This is a genomic window from Kitasatospora sp. NPDC028961 (assembly GCF_055564815.1).
This window is the reverse complement of sequence record NZ_JBVHVO010000022.1, coordinates 1-19,205: the sequence shown is the minus strand read 5'-3', so window position 1 is coordinate 19,205 and position 19,205 is coordinate 1. Positions and strand designations below refer to the sequence as shown.

The following is a 19,205-nucleotide window of genomic DNA, read 5'->3' as shown; positions in this document are numbered from 1 at the left end:
GAGCTACCGAGCTGCTCCACCCCGCGTCGGTGAACGCAACCCTACGGGGAAGTCGCCCGGATGGGAAATCAGTTCGTCACCGGACCGCGGCGGGCGCCCGGGCACGGCGGGCGGCGTGCCGCGCCGTCCTGCTCCTGGCCCAGGCGGCGAAGCAGACCAGGGCGGCGAAGCACGGCACCATCAGCACCGCGTACACCAGCAGGAAGCCGTGCGTGCCGAGGTCGGCGGCGGCGTTCCAGGTGCCGTGCAGGACCATCGACAGCAGCAGTCCGGCCGGGGCGGCGATCCTGGCCAGCCGGCGCCGGCCGGTGGTGAGGGTGATGGCCAGGCCGAGCCCGGTCAGCGCGGTGAACAGCGGATGGGCGAAGGGCGAGAGCAGCCCGCGCAGGACGAAGGTCTGCACCGTGCTGTCGAAGTCCCGCAGGCTGGGCGCCTCCCCGAGGCCGATGCTGTCCAGCCGCTGCTGCTGGTCGTCGGTGAAGGCCCGCCCCAGGTAGAGCGCGTTCTCGGTGAAGGCGAAGCCGCAGGCGGTGATCCCGCCGAGGACGACCCCGGCCGCCAGGGTGCGCGGGCGGGCCCGGGCACGCGGGCGGTCGGGCGTCGGCGGGTAGGGCCGCAGGTAGGGCAGCGGGCGCAGGTAGGGGCGCGGCCGCGGCCGGCCCCGGGCGTGCGGCAGGGCGGGTCCGCGGCCGTGGCCGAGGGGCAGGCCGGGGCCGGGCAGCCGGCGCAGCACGCCCGCGCAGGGGCGGTCGGTGCGGTGGCCGTGGCACCGGATCCGGGTGCCCAGCGGCAGCAGCAGGAGGAGCAGGGCGGCGCCCTTGGCGCTCTCCTCGATCACCGGGGTGACCAGGTCGGCGCCCAGCACCTCGCCCAGACTGCCCTGGTGGGCCGTGAGGTAGGTGCTGGTCCAGCCGTTGGCGAGGATCGCGACGGTGGTCGCCGCGAAGGCGCCCCAGCCCAGGCAGAACACGATGTGGCGCAGCGGCACCCGGGCGGTCTGGTTGAGCCAGGCGAGGCCGCCGAGCACGAAGGGCAGCGGGACGAGCGCCAGGCCGAGCCCGACCAGCAGCCCGGTGGTCCCGGTCTGGCGGCGGACCAGCTGGAGGATCAGCACGCCGCAGCCGGCCAGAGCCAGGACGGCGGTGGCGGTGACCGAGGAGAGCACGACCGAGCGGGCGGGGCGCGGCCCCGGTCCGGCGGCGGCCGGCGGGGCGGCGGTGGGCCAGGGCGTGAGCCGGTGGCCCCGGCGCGTCCTGGGCCCCGGGATGGCGCGGGTGCCGGCGGTGCGCGTGGGCATCTCTCGGTCGCCGACGGCCCGGGCGGTGGCCCGGTAGCCGCCGGACGGGCTGCTCACCCGGCACAGGGTAGGCCACGGCACCGGCCCGCCGGGAGGACTCGGGACGAATCCACCCCTGCGGGCCGGGCGGTCGGGGCCGGGCGGTCGGGGCCGGCGGTGAGGCCGGGCAGCCGGGCCGAGTGGTCAGCCCGGCGGCGGTTCAGCGGCGGCGGAACAGCAGGTCGTGCACCACGTGGCCCTTGGCGATGCCGGCCCGTTCGAACTTGGTGACCGGCCGCCAGCCGGGCCGGGGAGCGTAGCCGGGCACGCTGCCGGCCGGGTGGTCGGCGGGCTCCAGCCAGCCGGTGCCGTCACCCTCGGGGTGCAGGTTCTCCAGCTCGGGCGAGGCGGAGAGCACCTCCAGCATCTGCTCGGCGTACGGCTCCCAGTCGGTGGCGCAGTGCACCAGCGCGCCGGGGGCCAGCCGGGGCAGCACCAGCTCCAGGAAGGAGGCCTGGACCAGCCGGCGCTTGTGGTGCTTCGGCTTCGGCCACGGGTCGGCGAAGTAGACCCGCAGGCCGGCCAGCGAGGCGTCGGGCAGCATGTCGCGCAGCAGGATGACGGCGTCGCCGGCGGCCGGGCGGACGTTGCGCGAGCCGTCCCGCTCCAGCAGGCCGAGCAGGTTGCCGTGGCCGGGGGTGTGGACGTCGGCGGCGAGGATGCCCGTCGCCGGGTCGGCGGCGGCCATCGCCGCGGTCGTCTCGCCCATCCCGAAGCCGATCTCCAGGGTGACCGGCAGGCCGCCGAAGAGCTCCGCCAGGTCCAGCGGGCTGCCGTCGATCGCGATGCCGTACGTCTCCCAGCCCCGGTCCAGCGCGCCCGCCTGGGCGTTGGTCATCCGGCCCCGGCGCGGCTGGAAGCTGCGGATGCGTCGCTCGCTGTGCTGGGCCTCGGTGGCCCGGTGCGGGTACATCGGCGCGGGGTAGCCGGCCGGCGCGGCGGAGAGCCGGGCGGACGGCGATTGCTGGGGGATCGGGGCGGTGGCAGTCACAATCACCCGATTCTACGGGGCCGCCGGGTGCGGCCCCAGGGGCTGTGACGCACCTGACGCGGGGCCCGGGCCGCGTCCGCCCCGCTCCGTCCCGGCCAGGGCGCGCGGTTGGGACGGGCCGGTCGGGACGGGCCGGCTCAGCCGCCCGCTGCGAGGGCGGCCAGCGCCCGCCGGGCCACTTCGCGGCCGATCGGCAGCGAGGCGGTGGCGGCCGGGGAGGGGGCGTTCAGGACGTGCACCAGACGGCGGGTGGAGCGCGGGTCGTCCGGGTCGAAGCCGGCGAAGGCGAAGTCGTCCAGCAGCGCGCCGTCCCGGGCCACCGCCTGGGCCCGGACCCCGGCGACGGCCGGCACCAGGTCCTCGGCGGTGACGGCGGGCAGCAGCCGCCGGACGGCCGCGGTGAAGGCCCGCTTGGAGAGCGAGCGGTGCAGCTCGCCGAGCTCGTACCGCCAGTGCCGGCGGGCGATCTGCCAGGTGCCGGGGAAGGCGAGCGTCCCGGCGAGGTCGCGCGGGCGGACGGTGCGCCAGTCGTACCCTTCGCGGGCCAGCGCGGGCACCGCGTTCGGGCCGACGTGCACGTCGCCGTGGATGCCCCGGGTCAGGTGCACGCCGAGGAAGGGGAAGGCCGGGTCGGGGACGGGGTAGACCAGGCCGCGTACCAGTTCCCTTCGCCCGTGGGCGAGTTCGTAGTACTCGCCGCGGAACGGCACGATCCGCACACCGGGGTCGTCGCCGGCCAGCCGGGCGATCCGGTCGCTGTGCAGTCCCGCGCAGTTCACCAGTACCTGGCCGCGCAGCTCGCCGGTGGAGGTCTGCACGGTCACGCCGTCGGCGCGGCGGGCGACCGCCCGCAGCTCGGTGCCGGTGCGCAGCTCCGCGCCCGCCTCGCGGGCCAGCCGGGCGTAGGCGGCGGCCACGGCGGGGAAGTCGCAGATGCCGGTGGTGCCGATGTGCAGCCCGGCGATACCGGTGACCTGCGGCTCGTACGCGGTGATGCCGGCCCGGTCCAGCTCGGCGACCGGGATGCCGTTCTCCCGGCCGCGCTCGGCGAGGGCCCGCAGCCGGGGGAGCTCGGCCGGGTCGGTGGCGACGATCAGCTTGCCCGTCACCTCGTACGGGACGCCGTGGGCGCGGCAGAACTCCACCATCTCGGTGGCCCCGGCGACGGCGTACCGGGCCTTGAGCGAGCCGGGGCGGTAGTAGACGCCGCTGTGGATCACGCCGCTGTTGCGGCCGGTCTGGTGGGCGGCGAAGCCGGGCTCCTTCTCCAGCAGCGCCAGCCGCAGCCCGGGCCGGGCCCGGGTCAGCGCGTACGCCGTGGAGAGCCCGACGATCCCGCCGCCCACCACCAGCACGTCGAAGTCGTACGCCACCGCTCGCTCCTCGTTCGGCCCGGCCCCGCCCGCCGATGCTGTCACGGTGGGCGGGGCCGGTCGAGGGCGCCTCAGCGGGCGTCCGGCTCCAGCCACGGCCAGGTCGCGTCCCGGCCCGCTTCGAGCAGCGGGATCAGCCGGAACGCGGCGTCGCCCAGCCCGCCGAAGGTGTGCCGGTTCGCCGCGCCGCTCGGGCCGTGGCCGGGCGCGTAGCCCGCCAGGTTCCAGGTGTAGACGGGGACGTGGGCCGGCACGGCGGCCAGGGCGTCGCCGCCCCGGTGGTCGCGGCCGGTCTGCTCGTCGGTGACGACGACCACCCGGTCGTGGCCCCGGTAGTGGGTGCGGACGGCCTGGGCGGTGTCGGTGCCGCCGAGGTCGGTGAAGCGGTCCAGGACCCGCAGCACGGCCTCGCCCGGGGCGACCCGGACGACCCGGCTGGTGGTGCCGAACTCGACCAGGTCGGCGTCGGCGGCCCGGACCTTGAGGGCCGTGCCGAAGATCGCCGCCGAGTCGGCCCGGTTGAGCTGGGTCTGCGCGCTCGGCCGGTCGAACATCGAGCCCGAGCGGTCGACCAGGATCAGCGTCCGGCCGGGCAGTGCGGGCACGTTGCCGAGCGAGTGGGAGAGCGCGGTCTCCAGTGCGTGCCCCCAGCGCAGCGACGGCGCGTGCCGGTGCGCGGCGAGGTAGCGGAACGGGAACTGGCGGGAGCGGCGCACCTCGTCCGGGTCGGCGATCCGCCGCGCGACCTCGGCCGCGACCTCGTCCGGGACGCCGGCCTGGTCGAAGTTGCGCAGGTTGCGCACCAGCGCCATCGGACCCATGGACGGGATGACCGCCGACCAGACGGCCGCGTCCAGCGGGCCCCGCAGCCAGCCGGCCAGTGCCTCCCAGGTCAGCCCGGCCGCGGCGAGCCGCTCGGCACCGCCCTCGGCCGTCACCGCCGCCCGCCGCTGCTCGACGGGCAGGGCGAGCAGTTCGCGGTTGGCCGCGAGCAGCCGGTCGGCGGCGGGCGGGACGGCCTCGTCCGGCCGGTGCCGGCGGTCCAGCGCGTAGCGGAACAGCTCGCCCTGCCACGGCTTGGCCGGGTCGGGCGAGGGGTGGGTCAGCTCCAGCACGTCACCGAAGCGGTAGCCCTTGGACGCGGTGTCGTACTTGAGCAGCGAGCGGGCGTGGTAGAGCCGGCGGACGGCGTCCGCGACCCCGCGCTTGAGCGGCTTCGGCAGCGTCCGGCCGTAGCGGGACGTCCAGTAGGCGAGCAGTTCGCCGGGCTCGTCCGCGCGCTGCAGGACGGCGTCGACGGCCTGCCGCGAGTGGCCGGGCGCCCCGGCGTCCAGCCGGGCCCGGGTGAACTCGGCGGCGCCGACCAGCGCGGCCGTGCGCAGGTGCGCGTCGGACCGCAGCCAGCGCAGCAGGCCCGTGGTCCACTCCGGGTCGGTGACGGCGAGTCCGCGCACCAGCGCGGTGTAGCGGTCGTCCCGCGCGCCGCCCTTCTCGTAGAAGGTGTCCTGACCGACCAGGTTCGCCACCGCCAGCAGGAAGAGTTCGGACCTGGCGTCGCGCTGGAACCCGGTGCCGCCGTTGTGGTTCACGGTGCGCTTCCCGGTGCTGCGTACCGGCGAGGCCGGACTCGGCCGGGCCGTACGGGTGTTGAAACGCGACATGGTGGATGCTGCCCCCTGCTGGCTGGTGGAACGCGAAGGAGGCACGGCGGAGGAAGGGGTGCCCGAGATCGTGCCGGCCCGGCGGCCGGCGTCGGCGGAGGTGTATGCCTTGTGCTCTACCGGATTGAGCTAACGGCCGCGCTCGCGCGCGGCACGCCCGGGACTCGAACCCGGAACCGCAAGATCCGAAGTAACCCCCGCCTGCGCACCGGGCACCCCCCGGCGCTGTGCCTCCCGAGATCGAGGTGGCGGCGGTGTTGTTGTCCGGTTCACCGCGCCCCGCTGGGGGCGCTCCACGAAGTAACCGCTGCCGTCGCACCGGGAGGTGCGGAAAACCTATTGAGGTATGGGTGTCCAGAGATCGATGGCGGCTGAGGTGACGAAGCTGCTCTGCCGACTGAGCTACACCGGCACGAGTGCCGGCGGCGGGACTCGAACCCGCGACCTGCCCATTAAGAGTGGAAGTAACCTCTGCCTGCGCACCTGGACGAGAGCGACGATAGCCAGGCCTCTCCCGCCGGTGCATCCGAATTACCGCCGGGTCCGCTACGCCGGGGTTGCCGCCGGGCCCGCTACGCCGGGGCGACGATCACCGCGCGCGCCCGTTCCGTCAGTTCCCGTACCCGGCGCTCCCCCTGGAAGGGCTCGAGGCGGCGCAGCATCTCGACCACGTACTCGCGGCTGCGCTGCGAGGAGATCCGGCCGGCGACCTCGACGGCCCGCTCCCCGGCCGCGACCGCCGCGTCCAGGTCGCCCGCCTCGGCCTCGGCCATCGCCGAGACGACCAGCCGCAGCCCGTGCGAGCGGACGAACCCCTCGGTGGGCCGGGCCAGCGCCTCCCGGGTGAACTGGCGGACCTTGGAGGGCACTCCGAGGTCGCGGAAGCACTCGGCGGCGTCGGCGGCGAGGCGGTCGTAGGCGTAGAAGTCGATCCAGGCGGGATCGGGATCCCCGGCGCGCGCCCGTTCCAGCGCGTTCTCCGCGGCGCCGAGCGCCGTCGCGCACGCGGCGGCGTTGCGGGCCTTGGCCTGGGCCCGGGCCTCGACCAGGTGGAAGAAGCTCATGGTGCGGGCGGTGGCCAGCCCGCGGTTGCGCTCCAGCGCGGCCTGCGCGAGGTCGACCGCCTCCTCGGCGAAGCCCCGGTAGCCGGCCTGCAGGCTCATCGAGGCCAGCACGTAGCCGCCGAGCGGAACGTCGGCGGCGGCGCGGGCGAGCCGCAGCGCCTGGATGTAGTACCGCTGGGCAGCCTCGTGCTGGCCGGTGTCGAAGGCCATCCACCCGGCCAGCCGGGTGAGTTCGGCCGTGGCACCGAACAGTGCCCGGCCCACCGCGTCGCTGTAGGAGGCCAGCAGCAGCGGCGCCGCCTCCACCCGCAGGCACTCCGGCACCATCGACGAACGCCAGTCCCCGCCACCGTACTTGGAGTCCCAGCGGCGGGCCTCCTGGGCGGCCTCGCGGAGCTTGGCGGCGTCCGAGTGGCCGACCCGGTACGAGCCCGCCTCGGCGGGCGTGCGCGGCGCCTCGCGGGCCACCGAGCCGTCCGCCGGGTTGATCAGCCAGCGGGAGACGGGCGTCGCGTACGCGGCGACCGAGAAGGTGCCGGCCAGGCTGTCGCTCCAGCGGCCGCCGCCGGGGCCGCGCCGCAGGTCGAGGTCGACCCGCCAGAGGTCGGTGGCCGAGCGGACCGCCTCGGACACCTCGCGCGGGAAGGCCAGGCCGAGTTCGGGCGCCGGGTCGGTGTCGCCGAGGCCGATCTCCTCCAGCGGCACCGGCCGGCCGAGCTTGCCGCCGATCGCGGTGGCGATCAGGTGCGGGACCGGGCCCTGCGGGACCATGCCCTTGCTGACCCACCGGGCCACCGAGGTCTTGTCGTAGCGCAGCGTCAAACCCCTTTGCGCGCCCAGGTCGTTGACCCTCCGGGCCAGGCCGGCGTTACTGATCTGGGCGAGGGTCAGGAGCGTGCCGAGCCGTTCGTTCGGTCCTCGTGGGCTGATGGTCATGGTGGCGGCGGCACCTCCTGCGGCCTTGTGCGCGGGGCCCGGGCGGCACCGGGCCGTAGCTGCTGTACCTAGAGTAGTCGGACGCGTTCCGAGGGTTAAGAGGCCGCATTCCGGATGGCGGGATCGCGCACCCGCCGATCGGCGGCGGGCGCTCCGGCGGGCCCGGGCGGACCGCGCGGACATGGCCGGGGGCGATCGGGCCGGCCGCGCGCCGGAGCGTTGTGCTCCGGTCCCGTGTCGATGTGCGCCCGGCCGTGCCCCCTGGCCCGACCGGCTGGTCGGCGATTCGCTGGTGGTCGTGGGTCGGCCCGCCGTCGAGGACCCGGCGGGCCGGGGGATGCCGCCGTCTCAATCCCCGCGGACGGCGGCGAAGTCCGGGAGGGCATGCGGATGCCCTCCCGGGCCGGACGACGCCTTTCGGCCATCTCGCGATGGCCATGACAAAGGCGGCGAAAGGGCGGTTCGGGCCGGGGAGGGGAAGGCCCGGCCCGCCCGGCCGAGACGCGGCCCGCGCGGCCGCTCCGGCCGGACCGTCCGGAGTGCCCGCCGCACCCCCGGGGGCCCCGCCCGGCGAATCGGAAACGACAACTCCGGTCACGGGACGGGCGAGCGGTGGCACGATGTCTCCTGACGGCGCGCCCGATCGCGGCGGCCGGTCGCCGCGGCGCGCCACGGCCCGGCCGGGCCGCCCGCCGGCGGACGCGCCGCACGGTGCTGGTCCTCGTCCGGTGGAGGCGCGATGCGGTGGCTGACGGGCTGGAGCACGGGTGCGCCCCGAGCGGGCGCCCCGGCGCACGAGCCGCCCGGAGCGGTGGCACCGATCGCCGCGCGCCCCCTGTGGACCGGCCCCAACCCCCTCTGGGCGGTCGGCGACTGGCGCCCCGAGGAGATCCGGCTGGTCACCCTGCGCCCCGGCGCCCCCGCCGTCGTCACCACCGGTGCCGGCGCGCCCGACCCGGTCGAGGACACCCCCGCGACCACCCGGCTCGCCGTCGTCGGCCACTGCGGCGCCACCGACGCCGAACTCGCCGCCGGCCTCGCCGCCGCCCGCGGCGGCGCCGTCCGCCACCTCACCACCTGGCCCGGCAGCTACACCGTCGTCCTGCGCACCGGCACCCGGTCCACCGCGCTGCTCACCGACCTGGCCGGCGCCCGGCCCGTCTTCCACACCCCCTGGGCCGACGGCACCGCGTACGCCACCGCCGCCCTCCCGCTCGCCGATCTGATCGGCGCCCCGCTGGACACCGGCCACCTCGCCGCCCGGCTCGCCTGCCCGGAGTCCCCGGAGGCGCTCGGCACCGGCACCCCGTACCTCGGCGTGCAGCGGGTGCCTCCCGGGCACACCCTGGCCATCCGCGGCGGCCGCCCCTACCTCGCGGCGTACGACGAGCCCGGCGGCGGGCCGCGGCCGCGCGGCGAGGCACCGGCCGTCCGCGAACTCACCCGCGCCCTGCTGGAGTCCGTCCGGTCCCGGGTCCGCACCCCCGCCGCCGGCGCCGCCGACCCCGGCCGGGCCCGGCTGGGGGTCGACCTCTCGTACGGGACGGCCTCGGCCACCGTCGCCCTGCTCGCCGCCGCCGTCCCGCCCGCACCCGTCGCCGGACCCGCCCCCGCACCCGTGCCCGCCGTCGCCGGACCGGCCGCGGTGCCCGGAGCGCGGGCCAGGAACGGCGCGGTCAAGGGCTCCTGGGCCCGGGCGTCCGCCCCGGGCCGGTCCGTTCCCGAGCAGCTGGCGGCCGTCACCCTGGGCGAGAGCGAGGGCCCGGCCACCCTGGCGATCGCCCCCCACACGCCCCGGCTGCGGCACACGGTGCTCGCCCCCGGGCCGGACACCCTCCCGTACGCCGACCTGGTGGCCGACCCGCAGGCCGGACGCCTCACCGACGAGCCCGGTCCGGAGCTGATCGCCGCCGCCCGCGCCGCGGCCCGCTTCGACGCCGGCGGCACCGACCACCTCACCGGGTACGGGGCCCGCCAGGTCCTGGACGGCCACCCGGCCCGGCTGGCCGACCTCGTCCGGGCCGGCCGGCCGCGCGAGCTGCTGCCCCCGGTCGCCGCCCTGGCCGGCGCCGACCGGGTGACGGCGGGCGTCCTGGCGGGCGCGCTGCGCACCCCGCTCACCGTGGTGCGCGCGGCCCACCGGCTCTCCCGGATCCGCTACGCCGACGCGCTCGACGACGCCGCCGTCCGGCTGACGCTGCGGCACGTCCCGGACGGTGGCGGTACGGCGGGCGCCCGCTCGGCCGACGACCTGCTCTGGTGCGTCCCCGGACCGGCGGCCCGCTGGCTCTCCGACGAGGCGCTCTCCGCGGTCGCGCTGCGGCTGCGGCTGGCAGCGCGCGGACCGGCGCCCGCCGAGCCACCGGGCGTGCGCCGGGCCCGGTACGCCCTGCACCGGCACGCGCGCGGGTTCCGCACCCTGGTGCACGCCGCCGAGCAGCCCGGCCAGCGGCTGCACGCGCCGTTCCTGGACAACCAGGTGGTCCGGGCGAGTCGGCTGCTGCCCGACGACGTCCGGCTCCAGCCCGGCGCCCGGCACGCCCTGCTGCACGCCGTCCTCACCGGGGCCGGCCGGACGGACCTGCCGCCCGACTGGGGCCGCGGCCCCCGCCCCGACCGCACCGCCCCCGCCCGGGCGGGCCTGCGGCTCGCCGCCGACGGCATCGCCGAGCTCTTCGACGCCCCGCTGCTCGCCGAGGCCGGGCTGATCGACCTCCCCGCCGTCCGGGCCGGGCTGGCCCGCTGCGCCGACCCCGACGCGCCGCTCGCACCCGGCACCCTGGCCGGGCTCGCCGAGCTGGTCTCCACCGAACTCTGGCTCCGCCGGGTCCGCGCCCGGCGGCACGGCGCCTGCTGGACCGGCCTGCCCCTCGCCCGGCGCACCGCCCTCCCCGCCGCCCGCTTCGCCTGACCCCGACCGCGGTGGTCCGACCCGGTGACCGACCCCGGCGGCCGCGACCGGGCGGCCGGGCGGCGGCGCCCGGTTCGGCGCGGCTCGCGGGCGCCGTCCCCCGGGCGGGCGATCATGACGCCATCCCGTCCCGTCCCCGTGGAGGCCGTGGTGACCAGCGCCAGCCCGGATCCGTCCGTCCCCGTCCTGCTCTCGGTGCTCGGCCGGCCGCCGACGGGCCGTCCGCCGGGGGTGCTGGCCGCGTGCGACGGCTCGGACGGTTCGCTCTGGGCGCTGGACCGGGCGATGACCGAGGCCGAGCGGTTCGAACTGCCGCTGTACGTGCTCGCGGTGGTCAACCCGGCCCCGACCGGGTACCCGCCGGGGATGGCCGAACTGGTCCAGGAGAGCGTCGAGACGCTGGTCGAGAGCATGGCGGACGGCCTGCGCCGTGCGGTGGCGGCGGTGCAGCGGGCCCGGCTCCGCCCGTACGCGGGGGAGCTGTCGCTGCACGTGGTGCTCGGCAACGTGATCGAGGTGCTGCTGGCGGCCTCGGCCCGGCAGCACACGCTGGTGCTCGGCACCCGTGGCAACGGCGGCTTCGGCCGGCTGCTGCTGGGCTCGGTCGGCTCGGCCGCCGTCCACCACGCGGCCTGTCCGGTCCTGATCGTCCCCGCGCCCCCGGACCGCTGAGCCGGCCGTTGAGCCGACCGCTGAGCCGGCCGCCGGGCCACGGAGGCCGGCCGGGGGCGCCCGGGCACGGTCCCGCGCCGATCGGGCACGCTCGGCGCCGGAGCGCACGGCCCGCCGGGAGGCGGGAGGGGAGCACTCGCGCGCCGGGAATGTCCCGAGATGGTTCATCGTTCACCTATCCCGGAACCCCGCCCTCCCCACCCCTGGAGAACCGCCGCCATGAAGGTCGAGATCTACTCCGACATCGCCTGCCCCTGGTGCTACATCGGCAAGCGCCGCTTCGAGCAGGCGCTGGACGGCTTCGCGGGCAAGGAGGACGTCGAGGTGGTCTACCGGCCGTACCAGCTGGTGCCGGACGCCCCGGCCACCGCGAGCCCGCACCGCGCGTGGCTGGCCGAGCGCTACGGCCCGCAGTCCGTTGCGATGGACGCCCGGGTGGCCGAGCTGGGCCGCGCCGAGGGCATCAGCTACGACTTCGACGCCGCGCTGCACGCCAACACCTTCCTCGGCCACCGGCTGCTCCACCTCGCCGGGACCGAGTACGGCGCGGCGGCGCAGGGCCGGCTGAAGGAGGCGCTGCTCAAGGCCCACTTCAGCGACGGGGTGGACGTCGGCGACCGCGCCGCGCTGACCCGGCTGGCGGTGTCCGCGGGCCTGGACGGCGACCGGGTGGCGGCCTACCTCGCGGGCGACGAGGGCGCCGCCGAGGTGAGCGCCCAGCTCGCCGAGGCCCGCGAGCTGGGCATCACCGCCGTGCCGACCTTCGTCTTCGAGGGCAAGTGGGCCGTCCAGGGCGGCCAGGACGCCGAGACCTTCCGCAAGGTGCTGGAGCAGGTCGCCGAGGAGATCGGCGAGCGCCGGCCCGCGCCGGTGCCGGTCGTCGCGGCCGGCGAGGCCTGCGCGGACGGCTCCTGCGCCGTCTGACCGGCCCCTACCGGGACCGCCGGCACCCTCCCGGGGCTCGCTTCAGGTACACCTGAAGCGAGCCTCGGCCCAGTCGGACACGTTCAGCGCCGACCAGACGCCGTGCGCCGGGGTGACCACCAGCCGGATCGACGTCTGCCCGGCCAGCGGCACGTGCACCGGCACCGCGTCGTCCCCGGTGGCCAGCGGCGGCGAGCGCCACAGGGTACGGCCGTCGCCGCCCTGCACCGAGAAGACCACGCCGCCGGTCGAGGCGGCGATGTCGTCCACCCCGGCCACCGCGTCGAAGGCCGTGCAGCCGCGGTTGAGGTCGATCACCGTGGTCGCGGGCGCGTGGACGGTGATGCCGTGGGCCCGGGGGGTGCCGCCGATCGAGACGCTGTCGCGCTGCCAGAACCAGTCGCTGCCCCGCTGCCGGATGCTCGGGGCCGACGCCGGCACCCGGTTGTTGCCGGGCTTCAGCACGGGCAGGTCGTCGGCCCAGAAGTCGGTCGGAGCCGGCGGTGTGACCGTCGGGGTCGGCAGCGGCGGGGGAGTCGGGGTGGGCAGGACCGGCACCTCGGGGGTGGGTACCGGGGGCGGCGTCGGGGTCGGCACCACGGGTACCGGCGGCAGCGGCGGAGGGGTCGGCCGGGTCGGCCGCGGCGAGGGCGGGGCCGGTGCGGGGGAGGACGCGGCCGGGCTGCTCGGCGCGGGCGGCGGCACGGCCTTCGGCGCCGGGCGCGGTGCGACGGAGGGCGTCGGCGTCGGTGACGGGGTGGCGGAGGGGCTCGGCGCGGGTTCCACCACCGGGACCGGATCGGGGGTGCGCGGCGCCGCGCTCGGTACCGGTGCCACCGGCGGCGGCGCCGGCAGGGCCGGGGAGGAGGCCGGCGGCGCGGCCAGCGGCGGCTTCGGCTCGGGCGAGCCGGTCAGCGCGTAGGCGGCGACGGCCGCCGCCGCCACGGCGACCGCGGCGGCGATGCCGGCCTTGGCCGCCATCCCCAGGCCCTCGCCCGCCGCCGCGGCGCCACCGCTCCCGCCGGCCGCGCCACCCGCGGACCCGGCCGCGGCGCCTGCCGTCGCCCCGGAGGTCCCGCCGGCCGCGCCGCCCGCGGCGGCCGCCGCCGTTCCCGCGGCCGCGCCGCCGACCGCCGCCGCACCGCCCACGGCGGCAGCGGCGGCGCTGAAGCCGCCCACCCCCACCCAGACCAGGACGCCGCCGGGCAGCAGCGCCCGCAGGCTGTGGTTGATCTCGGACAGCTCCAGGCAGGCGGCCGTGCACCGGTCGCACTCCCGCAGGTGCCGGCCGACCTCCGCGGACGCCCGCTTGCGCAGCGAGCCGCGCGCGTAGGCGCCGAGCCGGTTGGCGTACGCCTCGCAGGCCCGGGCCTGGCTGCCCGAGACATGGGCCTGGAGGAAGGCCGCGGCCAGCCGGTCGCGGGCCCGGTGCGCCTGGACGGCGGTGGCGTTGGCGGTCTTGCCGAGCATCACCGCGACGGTCTTGGGGGACTCCCGTTCGACCTCGGTGTGCCAGAGCACCATCCGGTCGTCCTCGGGCAGTTCGGCGTAGGCCTGCATCACCATGCGCTGGTCGGCCAGCGCCATCGCCCAGGCGTCGGCCCCCGGGTCGGCCAGGTCCAGGTCGACGGTGGCGGCCGAGGTCTGCGCGAACGTGCTGAAGTCGTCGACGAGTTGCTCGCGCCGCTCACTGCGGGTCCAGGCCGCGGCGACGTTGCGGACGGCGGTCAGCAGATAGGCGCGGACGGCGAACTCCGGCCCCTTGCCCGCCCGCAGCGCCTGCAGCGTGCGGGCGAACACCTCGCCGGCCAGGTCCTCGGCGGTGAAGCTGTCCCGGCAGCAGGTCCGCGCGTAGCGGCGCACCGAGTCGGCGTGCCGGCGGTAGATCTCCTCGTACGCGGCGTCGTCGCCGGCCCGCACCCGGGCGGTCAACTCGGCGTCGGAGGCCGGGCGCTCGCCGTCCACCGGGTCGGCGGGGGCCGGGACGGTCGGCCGGGCGCGGGAGCCGTCGTCGACGAAGGCCTCCGGGGCCACGCTGCCGCGGCCGGCCGGCGCCTGGCCGGGGACGCGGGTCTGCGGGTACGCGTCGGAGGCGGAGAGGGTCTCGCGGCTGGGCATCCCGGCCTGGTCAGGCACCTGCCCCGAGGCGCTCGGCACCGCGCCGGGCGCCTGCCCCGGCCCGTGCCCCGCCCTGCCGGGGTCCCCGTCCGCGCCACCCGTCCCGCCGTTCGGTCCGCCCGGGCCGGAGCGGCCGAAGTCGAGGCCGTAGCCGTAGTCGTTCTGTTCCTCGGCGCTCACAACGGACCCCAGATTCCACGACAGCCCCCGTAGTGCGGCAGAGCGCACGGGAGTGCGTGAGCGCACGGTTCCCCGCTGTACGGCGCCGAGGGCGCGCGAACGGCGCGCATCGGGACATTGGCTCCAACCACGGGCAAAGGATGGCATAGCGCAGAGTTGGGCGGTAGCCGGACCGCCGCGACCCACTCTTCCGAGGGGCCGTCGAGGATGTGTTCGCCCCGTCCGGTGCACCGGCGCGGCGGCGGCCGCACCCGGCGCGCGGCCGAGCCGCTCACGCCGGGTTGATCCTCAACTCCCTTGCCCTCCGGGGCCCGCGGTCACCAGAGCGGTGGGATCAGCGCGCCCGGAGCCCGTCCAGCAGGATCCGCAGCAGCCGGTCGGCCGGTCCTTCGACGGGTTGACCGTCCGTCTGCTGACCGCCCGCCGCCGGGAACGCGCCGCCGAACGCGGCCGACACGGGCGCCGTGTACGGGTCCGCCCCCGGTACGCCGCGCGAGGCGTGCACCGGAACCGAGGCGGTCAGCACCAGCACCACGTCCGCGACCGTCACCCCCGGCCGCAGCTCCCCGGCCGCGCCCGCGCGCGCCACCAGGGCGGCGAGCAGTTGCAGCAACTGCCGCGGGTCCGCGTCGGCCGCGGGCTCTCCGCCGCCCTCCGGCAGCCCGCCGTGCCGCGGCTCGAACCGGTTGCCGAGCAGGGCGCCCGCGCCGGCCGGATCCCCGGAGCGCTGCTCGGGCACCCTGCCCAGCTCCTCCGCGTACCGGAAGGCCTCCGGCGGCAGCAGCCGCCCGGCCCCCGTACCCACCGCCCGCGCCAGATAGCCGGCCAGCGACTCCCAGGCACCGCCGCCGCCGTACAGCGACTCCCGCGCCTGGGCGGTCAGCCACGCCACCTCCTCGGCGGCGATCCGCTGGACCAGCACCTCCTTGCTCGGGAAGCGCCGGTACACCGTGCCCACCCCGACCCCGGCCCGGCGCGCGACCTCCTCCATCGGCGCGCCGTAGCCGAACTCGCCGAACACCTCGCGGGCCGCACGCAGCACGCTCTCCAGGTTCCGCCGGGCGTCCACCCGCAGCCGGGCACCGGACACCGGTCCACCACCGCCCTGCGGCGGTTCGGCCGGGTAGTGGACCGCCGCGTACGCCACCGCGGCCTGCGGTGGCAGGTCCGCGGGGCTGCGTTGCTCCGGCACCACGCCCTGGCCGACGCGCGGTACCGCCGCCCGGCCCAACAGTCGCTCCTGCTCCATCATCCCAACTCTCCCCCGCAGGTGCCCGATCCCGGACCCTGCCGTCGCCCGCCCCTGCACCCCCCGGTGCAGCTCCGCCTGTCAGAAATGACCCGATGACCCATCGCTCGTAGTCGGTTGTGACGCAAGCCGCGTCCGGGTGACGCCAGACCGCACGCGCACGGCGACCGCGCACGCAAGGCCATGCGGACTCCGCCACGACCGGTGCCACCGGGCCGGGACCGCACATCCGGCCCGGCGCGTCGGCACCCCACGGGGCCTCGTCCGGGAACTACCCTTCCCCGGAACACCGTCCCGCAGTCGGGTTTACGCGCCAACACTGGAACTGGCCGTAATGGCCGCTCCACGGTGCGTCGCCGCCAGTTGTCATGGCGATGGCCGCCCCGATGCACAATCCGACCATAGTTCACGGCCGTTCGAAGCCGAAAGTGCGTCAGAAACTCACCCAGGCAGCACATCTGGCACCACGGGGCAACTCCCGCCCCAACCGACCCGGCACGGACTGTGGACAAGAGGCCCTCCGACGGTCCTTCATTGAGGGCGTGGTGGGGGGCACCCCCGGCCGAGAGCCGGGGACAGGTCGCATCGGCAGGAGGTTCGCCATCAGAATTCTGATCGTCGGCGGCGGCTGCGCCGGGATGTCCACCGCGCTGCACCTCCAGCGCGGCCTGCGCGAACGGCTGCGCCGGGGCGAGGCGGAGATCACCGTGGTCGAACCGCAGTCCTACTTGACGTACCACCCCTTGCTCGCCGAGGTCGCGGCCGGCTCGATCGACCCCCGCCACGTGGTCGTCCCGCTGCGCCGGGCCCTGCCGGACTGCCGGGTGCTCACCGCCCGGATCACCCGGATCGAGCACGGCACCCGCCGCGCCTGGGCCGACGCCGCCGCCCGCGGAGAACCGCCCGCCCCGGTCGAGCTCGACTACGACGTCCTGGTGGTGGCCCCCGGCTCGGTCTCCCGGACGGCGCCGGTGCCCGGGCTGGCCGAGCACGGGCTGGGGTTCTCCACCGTGGGCGAGGCGGTGAGCCTGCGCAACCACGTCCTGGAACAGCTCGACCTGGCCTCCGCCACCCGTGACCCGGCCCTGCGCCAGGCCGCGCTCACCTTCGTCTTCGTCGGCGCGGGCTACGCCGGCGTCGGCGCGCTCGCCGAACTGGAGGACATGGCGCGCACCGCCGTCCGCGGCTACCACAACATCAGCCCCGGGGACCTGCGCTGGGTCCTGGTCGAGGCCACCGACCGGATCCTCGCCGAGGAGTCGCCCGAGCTGGCCGCGCACACCCTGGCCGAACTGCGCGAGCGCAGCGTCGACGTCCGCCTGGGCACCAGGCTGGAGTCGGCCGCCGACCGGGTGATGGCGCTCTCCGACGGCAGCCGGTTTGCCGCCCGGACCCTGGTCTGGACGGCCGGGGTGCGCCCGTCCCCGCTGCTGCGCGACACCGACCTGCCGCTGGACACCGCCGGCCGGATCCGCTGTCTGGCCACCCTCCAGGCGGTCGGCCCGGACGGGCGGGCGCTGCCCGGGGTCTGGGCCGCCGGGGACTGCGCCGCCGTTCCCGACCCGCACGCGGACGGGGCGCCCTGCGCGCCCAACGCCCAGCACGCCTTCGCCCAGGCCGAGCTGCTCGCCGCCAACGTGCTCGTCGCCCTGGAGGGCGGCCCGCGCGCCGAGGGCATCGTCGAGTACCGGCCGGACCGGGCGGCCTGCTCGACCTCGCTGGGCCTGGGCCGCGCGGTCGCCCACACCAGCGGGGGCGGCCGGCTCACCGGCCGTCGCGCCTGGTGGCTGCACCGGGCCCGGCACCTGCGCCGGCTGCCGAGCGCGGACCGGCGGGTGCGGGTGCTGATGGACTGGGTGCTCGGCGGTCTGTTCTCCCGGGAGGTGGTCTCGCTCGGGACGGTGGAGCACCCGCGTTCGGAGTTCGAGGCCGGCTTCGGCAAGGGCGGCGCCGACGACCGGCCGACCTGAGGGCGGCGCCGACGGCCGGCTGTGACCGACAAGACGGCCGCGCCCAGCGCGCGCGACTTCCGGAATCGGGCCTCCGCCTGACAGGATCGGCCCGACCGAGTCATTACCCGGTGTGGCAGTCCGCACACAAAAAGTGATGATATGCCTGGTAAACGAGGAAGCGGCCGTCGTTTGAACCTCATGCGCTGGAGCGCCCGGCTCACCGGAGCCCCGTGGCGGACCGCCCCGCCCGCCGGGAGCGGCACCGACCAGGGCACGCCGTCCGGCGACGGCGTGGTCGTCCCCAGCCCCCGCGACCCCACCAGCCTCGTCAGCCCCACCGAGGTGCTCGACCCGCAGCGGCCCCAGGACCTGCGCGAGGTGCTGAACCGCATCCCCGCCCCGGTCGCCGTCACCTACGGCCCGCTGCACCAGCTCGGCTACGCCAACCGCGCCTACCGCGAACTCTTCGGCGACCGGCCCACCGGCCTGCCCGCCTGCGAGGCCCTGCCCGAGCTCGGCACCATGGGCGTCCTGCCGCTGATGGACCAGGTCATCCGCGGCGGCAGCCCGCGCAGCGTCAAGGCCCGTTGCATCCTCGGGCTCACCGGCAACCGCTACTACAACGTCTCCTGCGTCCCGCTCAGCCGGCACGAGAGCCGGGCCGAGAGCAGGGTGGACGGCCGTCGCGAGAACAGGGCCGATGGCCGGACCGAGGTGGCGGAGGGCGAGGAGCCGAGGGACGCGCTGCCCGCCGGCGTCCTCATCTTCGCCGCCGAGGTCACCGATCAGGTGCTCGCCGCCACCCGGCTGCGCGAGGCCGAACGCCGCCAGCGCGAGGCCGCCGTCACCCTCCAGCGGAGCCTGCTCCCCCAGAAGCTCGACCAGCCCGCCGACCTCCGGGTCGCCGCCACCTACCAGCCCGGTGGCGCGGAGGCCGCGGTCGGCGGTGACTGGTACGACGTCATCGCCATCGACGGCGGCCGCACCGCGCTGGTCATCGGCGACGTGATGGGGCGCGGCCTGCGCGCCGCCGCCGTGATGGGCCAGCTCCGCACCGCCGTCCGGGCCTACGCCCGGCTCGACCTGCCGCCGCACGAGGTGATGCGCCTGCTCGACGGCCTCGCGATGGAGATCGACGCCAACCAGATCGCCACCTGCACCTACGCGGTCTGGGACCCGGAGCGCCACGCCCTCACCTACGCCTCCGCGGGACACCTGCCGATGCTGCTCCGCTGCCCCGACGGCACCATCCTGCGCAGCGAGGAGCAGAACGGCCCGCCCCTCGGCACCGGCGGCGGCGTCCACCTCTCGCACACCCTGCGGCTGCTTCCCGGCACCACCGGCGTCCTCTATACGGACGGCCTGGTGGAGCGCCGGGACGAGGACATCGACCAAGGCCTCGACCTGCTCGCCCGGACGCTCGCCGGGGCCGCCGGCGCTCCCGAGGTGATCTGCGCCCGGCTGCTCCGGGCCATGGGCGTCAGTTCGGATCACGACGACGACGTCGCCATCCTGGCCTTCCAGCTGCCGGCCGAGGAGAGCCTGCCCGCCCTCCCGGAGCTGGGAGCGGCGCTTGACTCGACCCCCTGACAGGTCTAGTGTTCTTCGAGCTGCCTGGCTGGGAGCACCGGACACGTATCAACGCGGACGGTCCCGAGGCGGCCAATCCCTGGAAACACCATTTCGGCTCGGTCTGAGCTGTGCGCTGTCATATTGACGGTGTCGCTCATGCCTTATTCGTCATGCCTGTTTATATGGATTGCGGCCGGATTCGCCTTTCGGGGCGGGGATCGGCTAGAGTTTGAAACGTCGGACAGGGCGTCAAGCCCGGGAAGACA

Annotated in this window: 11 protein-coding genes, 2 tRNA genes and 1 pseudogene (1 of these 14 running past the window's edge); 5 read left to right on the top strand and 9 right to left on the bottom strand. The window is 76.6% G+C overall.

The annotated features are described in order from the left end of the window. From ACZ4UX_RS27995 to ACZ4UX_RS27965, 7 genes are all read right to left on the bottom strand, one after another. Window positions 1-26, bottom strand: a tRNA-Met gene (locus tag ACZ4UX_RS27995); it reaches 148 nt to the left of the window's first position. Between the two features lie 50 nt (window positions 27-76). Beyond that, window positions 77-1,354 carry a PrsW family intramembrane metalloprotease gene (locus ACZ4UX_RS27990; RefSeq protein ID WP_465708725.1) on the bottom strand — a complete coding sequence of 426 codons (1,278 nt, stop codon included), beginning with the start codon at window positions 1,352-1,354 and terminating at the stop codon, window positions 77-79. 142 nt (window positions 1,355-1,496) lie between these two features. After that, the gene (gene trmB, locus ACZ4UX_RS27985; protein ID WP_465708724.1) at window positions 1,497-2,327 is read right to left on the bottom strand and encodes a tRNA (guanosine(46)-N7)-methyltransferase TrmB; all 831 of its coding nucleotides are present in this window, start codon (window positions 2,325-2,327) and stop codon (window positions 1,497-1,499) included. Window positions 2,328-2,464: 137 nt separating this feature from the next. After that, a complete protein-coding gene (gene lhgO / locus ACZ4UX_RS27980; protein WP_465708723.1) occupies window positions 2,465-3,700 on the bottom strand; it encodes an L-2-hydroxyglutarate oxidase in 1,236 nt (411 codons plus the stop codon). 71 nt (window positions 3,701-3,771) lie between these two features. Then, window positions 3,772-5,361, bottom strand: coding sequence for a TROVE domain-containing protein (locus tag ACZ4UX_RS27975; RefSeq protein WP_465708722.1), 1,590 nt, complete (start codon window positions 5,359-5,361; stop codon window positions 3,772-3,774). Between the two features lie 417 nt (window positions 5,362-5,778). Continuing rightward, a tRNA-Ser gene (locus tag ACZ4UX_RS27970) sits at window positions 5,779-5,840 on the bottom strand. Between the two features lie 93 nt (window positions 5,841-5,933). Then, window positions 5,934-7,361: an MFS transporter gene (locus ACZ4UX_RS27965; protein WP_329489072.1), complete on the bottom strand. Its 1,428-nt coding sequence runs from the start codon at window positions 7,359-7,361 to the stop codon at window positions 5,934-5,936. A gap of 739 nt (window positions 7,362-8,100) precedes the next feature. On the opposite strand from ACZ4UX_RS27965, the gene ACZ4UX_RS27960 reads away from it, so the two are divergent. The 3 genes from ACZ4UX_RS27960 (at window position 8,101) to ACZ4UX_RS27950 (ending at window position 11,868) form a co-directional block, all read left to right on the top strand. Next, window positions 8,101-10,272, top strand: a complete 2,172-nt coding sequence (locus tag ACZ4UX_RS27960; RefSeq protein ID WP_465708721.1) for an asparagine synthase-related protein — start codon at window positions 8,101-8,103, stop codon at window positions 10,270-10,272. A 150-nt stretch (window positions 10,273-10,422) separates the two neighbouring features. Beyond that, on the top strand, window positions 10,423-10,944 hold the full coding sequence (locus ACZ4UX_RS27955) for a universal stress protein (RefSeq protein WP_329489074.1): 522 nt from the start codon (window positions 10,423-10,425) through the stop codon (window positions 10,942-10,944). A gap of 219 nt (window positions 10,945-11,163) precedes the next feature. After that, the gene (locus ACZ4UX_RS27950) at window positions 11,164-11,868 is read left to right on the top strand and encodes a DsbA family oxidoreductase (protein WP_329489075.1); all 705 of its coding nucleotides are present in this window, start codon (window positions 11,164-11,166) and stop codon (window positions 11,866-11,868) included. Between the two features lie 42 nt (window positions 11,869-11,910). Here ACZ4UX_RS27950 and ACZ4UX_RS27945 read toward each other — a convergent pair whose 3' ends face one another. Further along, window positions 11,911-14,166, bottom strand: coding sequence for a sigma-70 family RNA polymerase sigma factor (locus tag ACZ4UX_RS27945; RefSeq protein ID WP_465708720.1), 2,256 nt, complete (start codon window positions 14,164-14,166; stop codon window positions 11,911-11,913). Window positions 14,167-14,500: 334 nt separating this feature from the next. After that, the gene (locus ACZ4UX_RS27940) at window positions 14,501-15,418 is read right to left on the bottom strand and encodes a TetR/AcrR family transcriptional regulator (protein WP_380393736.1); all 918 of its coding nucleotides are present in this window, start codon (window positions 15,416-15,418) and stop codon (window positions 14,501-14,503) included. A gap of 599 nt (window positions 15,419-16,017) precedes the next feature. Here ACZ4UX_RS27940 and ACZ4UX_RS27935 point away from each other — a divergent pair. Both ACZ4UX_RS27935 and ACZ4UX_RS27930 read left to right on the top strand, forming a co-directional pair. Then, window positions 16,018-17,385, top strand: coding sequence for an NAD(P)/FAD-dependent oxidoreductase (locus tag ACZ4UX_RS27935; protein ID WP_329492195.1), 1,368 nt, complete (start codon window positions 16,018-16,020; stop codon window positions 17,383-17,385). Between the two features lie 273 nt (window positions 17,386-17,658). Continuing rightward, window positions 17,659-18,945, top strand: a pseudogene (locus tag ACZ4UX_RS27930) (PP2C family protein-serine/threonine phosphatase); the annotation flags it as partial. Between the last annotated feature and the right edge of the window lie 260 nt (window positions 18,946-19,205).

Bases quoted from the DNA above. Each gene is read 5' to 3' on its own strand.
- ACZ4UX_RS27975 (WP_465708722.1), bottom strand. From the start codon at position 5,361: ATGTCGCGTTTCAACACCCGTACGGCCCGGCCGAGTCCGGCCTCGCCG.
- ACZ4UX_RS27965 (WP_329489072.1), bottom strand. From the start codon at position 7,361: ATGACCATCAGCCCACGAGGACCGAACGAACGGCTCGGCACGCTCCTG.
- ACZ4UX_RS27960 (WP_465708721.1), top strand. From the start codon at position 8,101: ATGCGGTGGCTGACGGGCTGGAGCACGGGTGCGCCCCGAGCGGGCGCC.
- ACZ4UX_RS27950 (WP_329489075.1), top strand. From the start codon at position 11,164: ATGAAGGTCGAGATCTACTCCGACATCGCCTGCCCCTGGTGCTACATC.
- ACZ4UX_RS27940 (WP_380393736.1), bottom strand. From the start codon at position 15,418: ATGATGGAGCAGGAGCGACTGTTGGGCCGGGCGGCGGTACCGCGCGTC.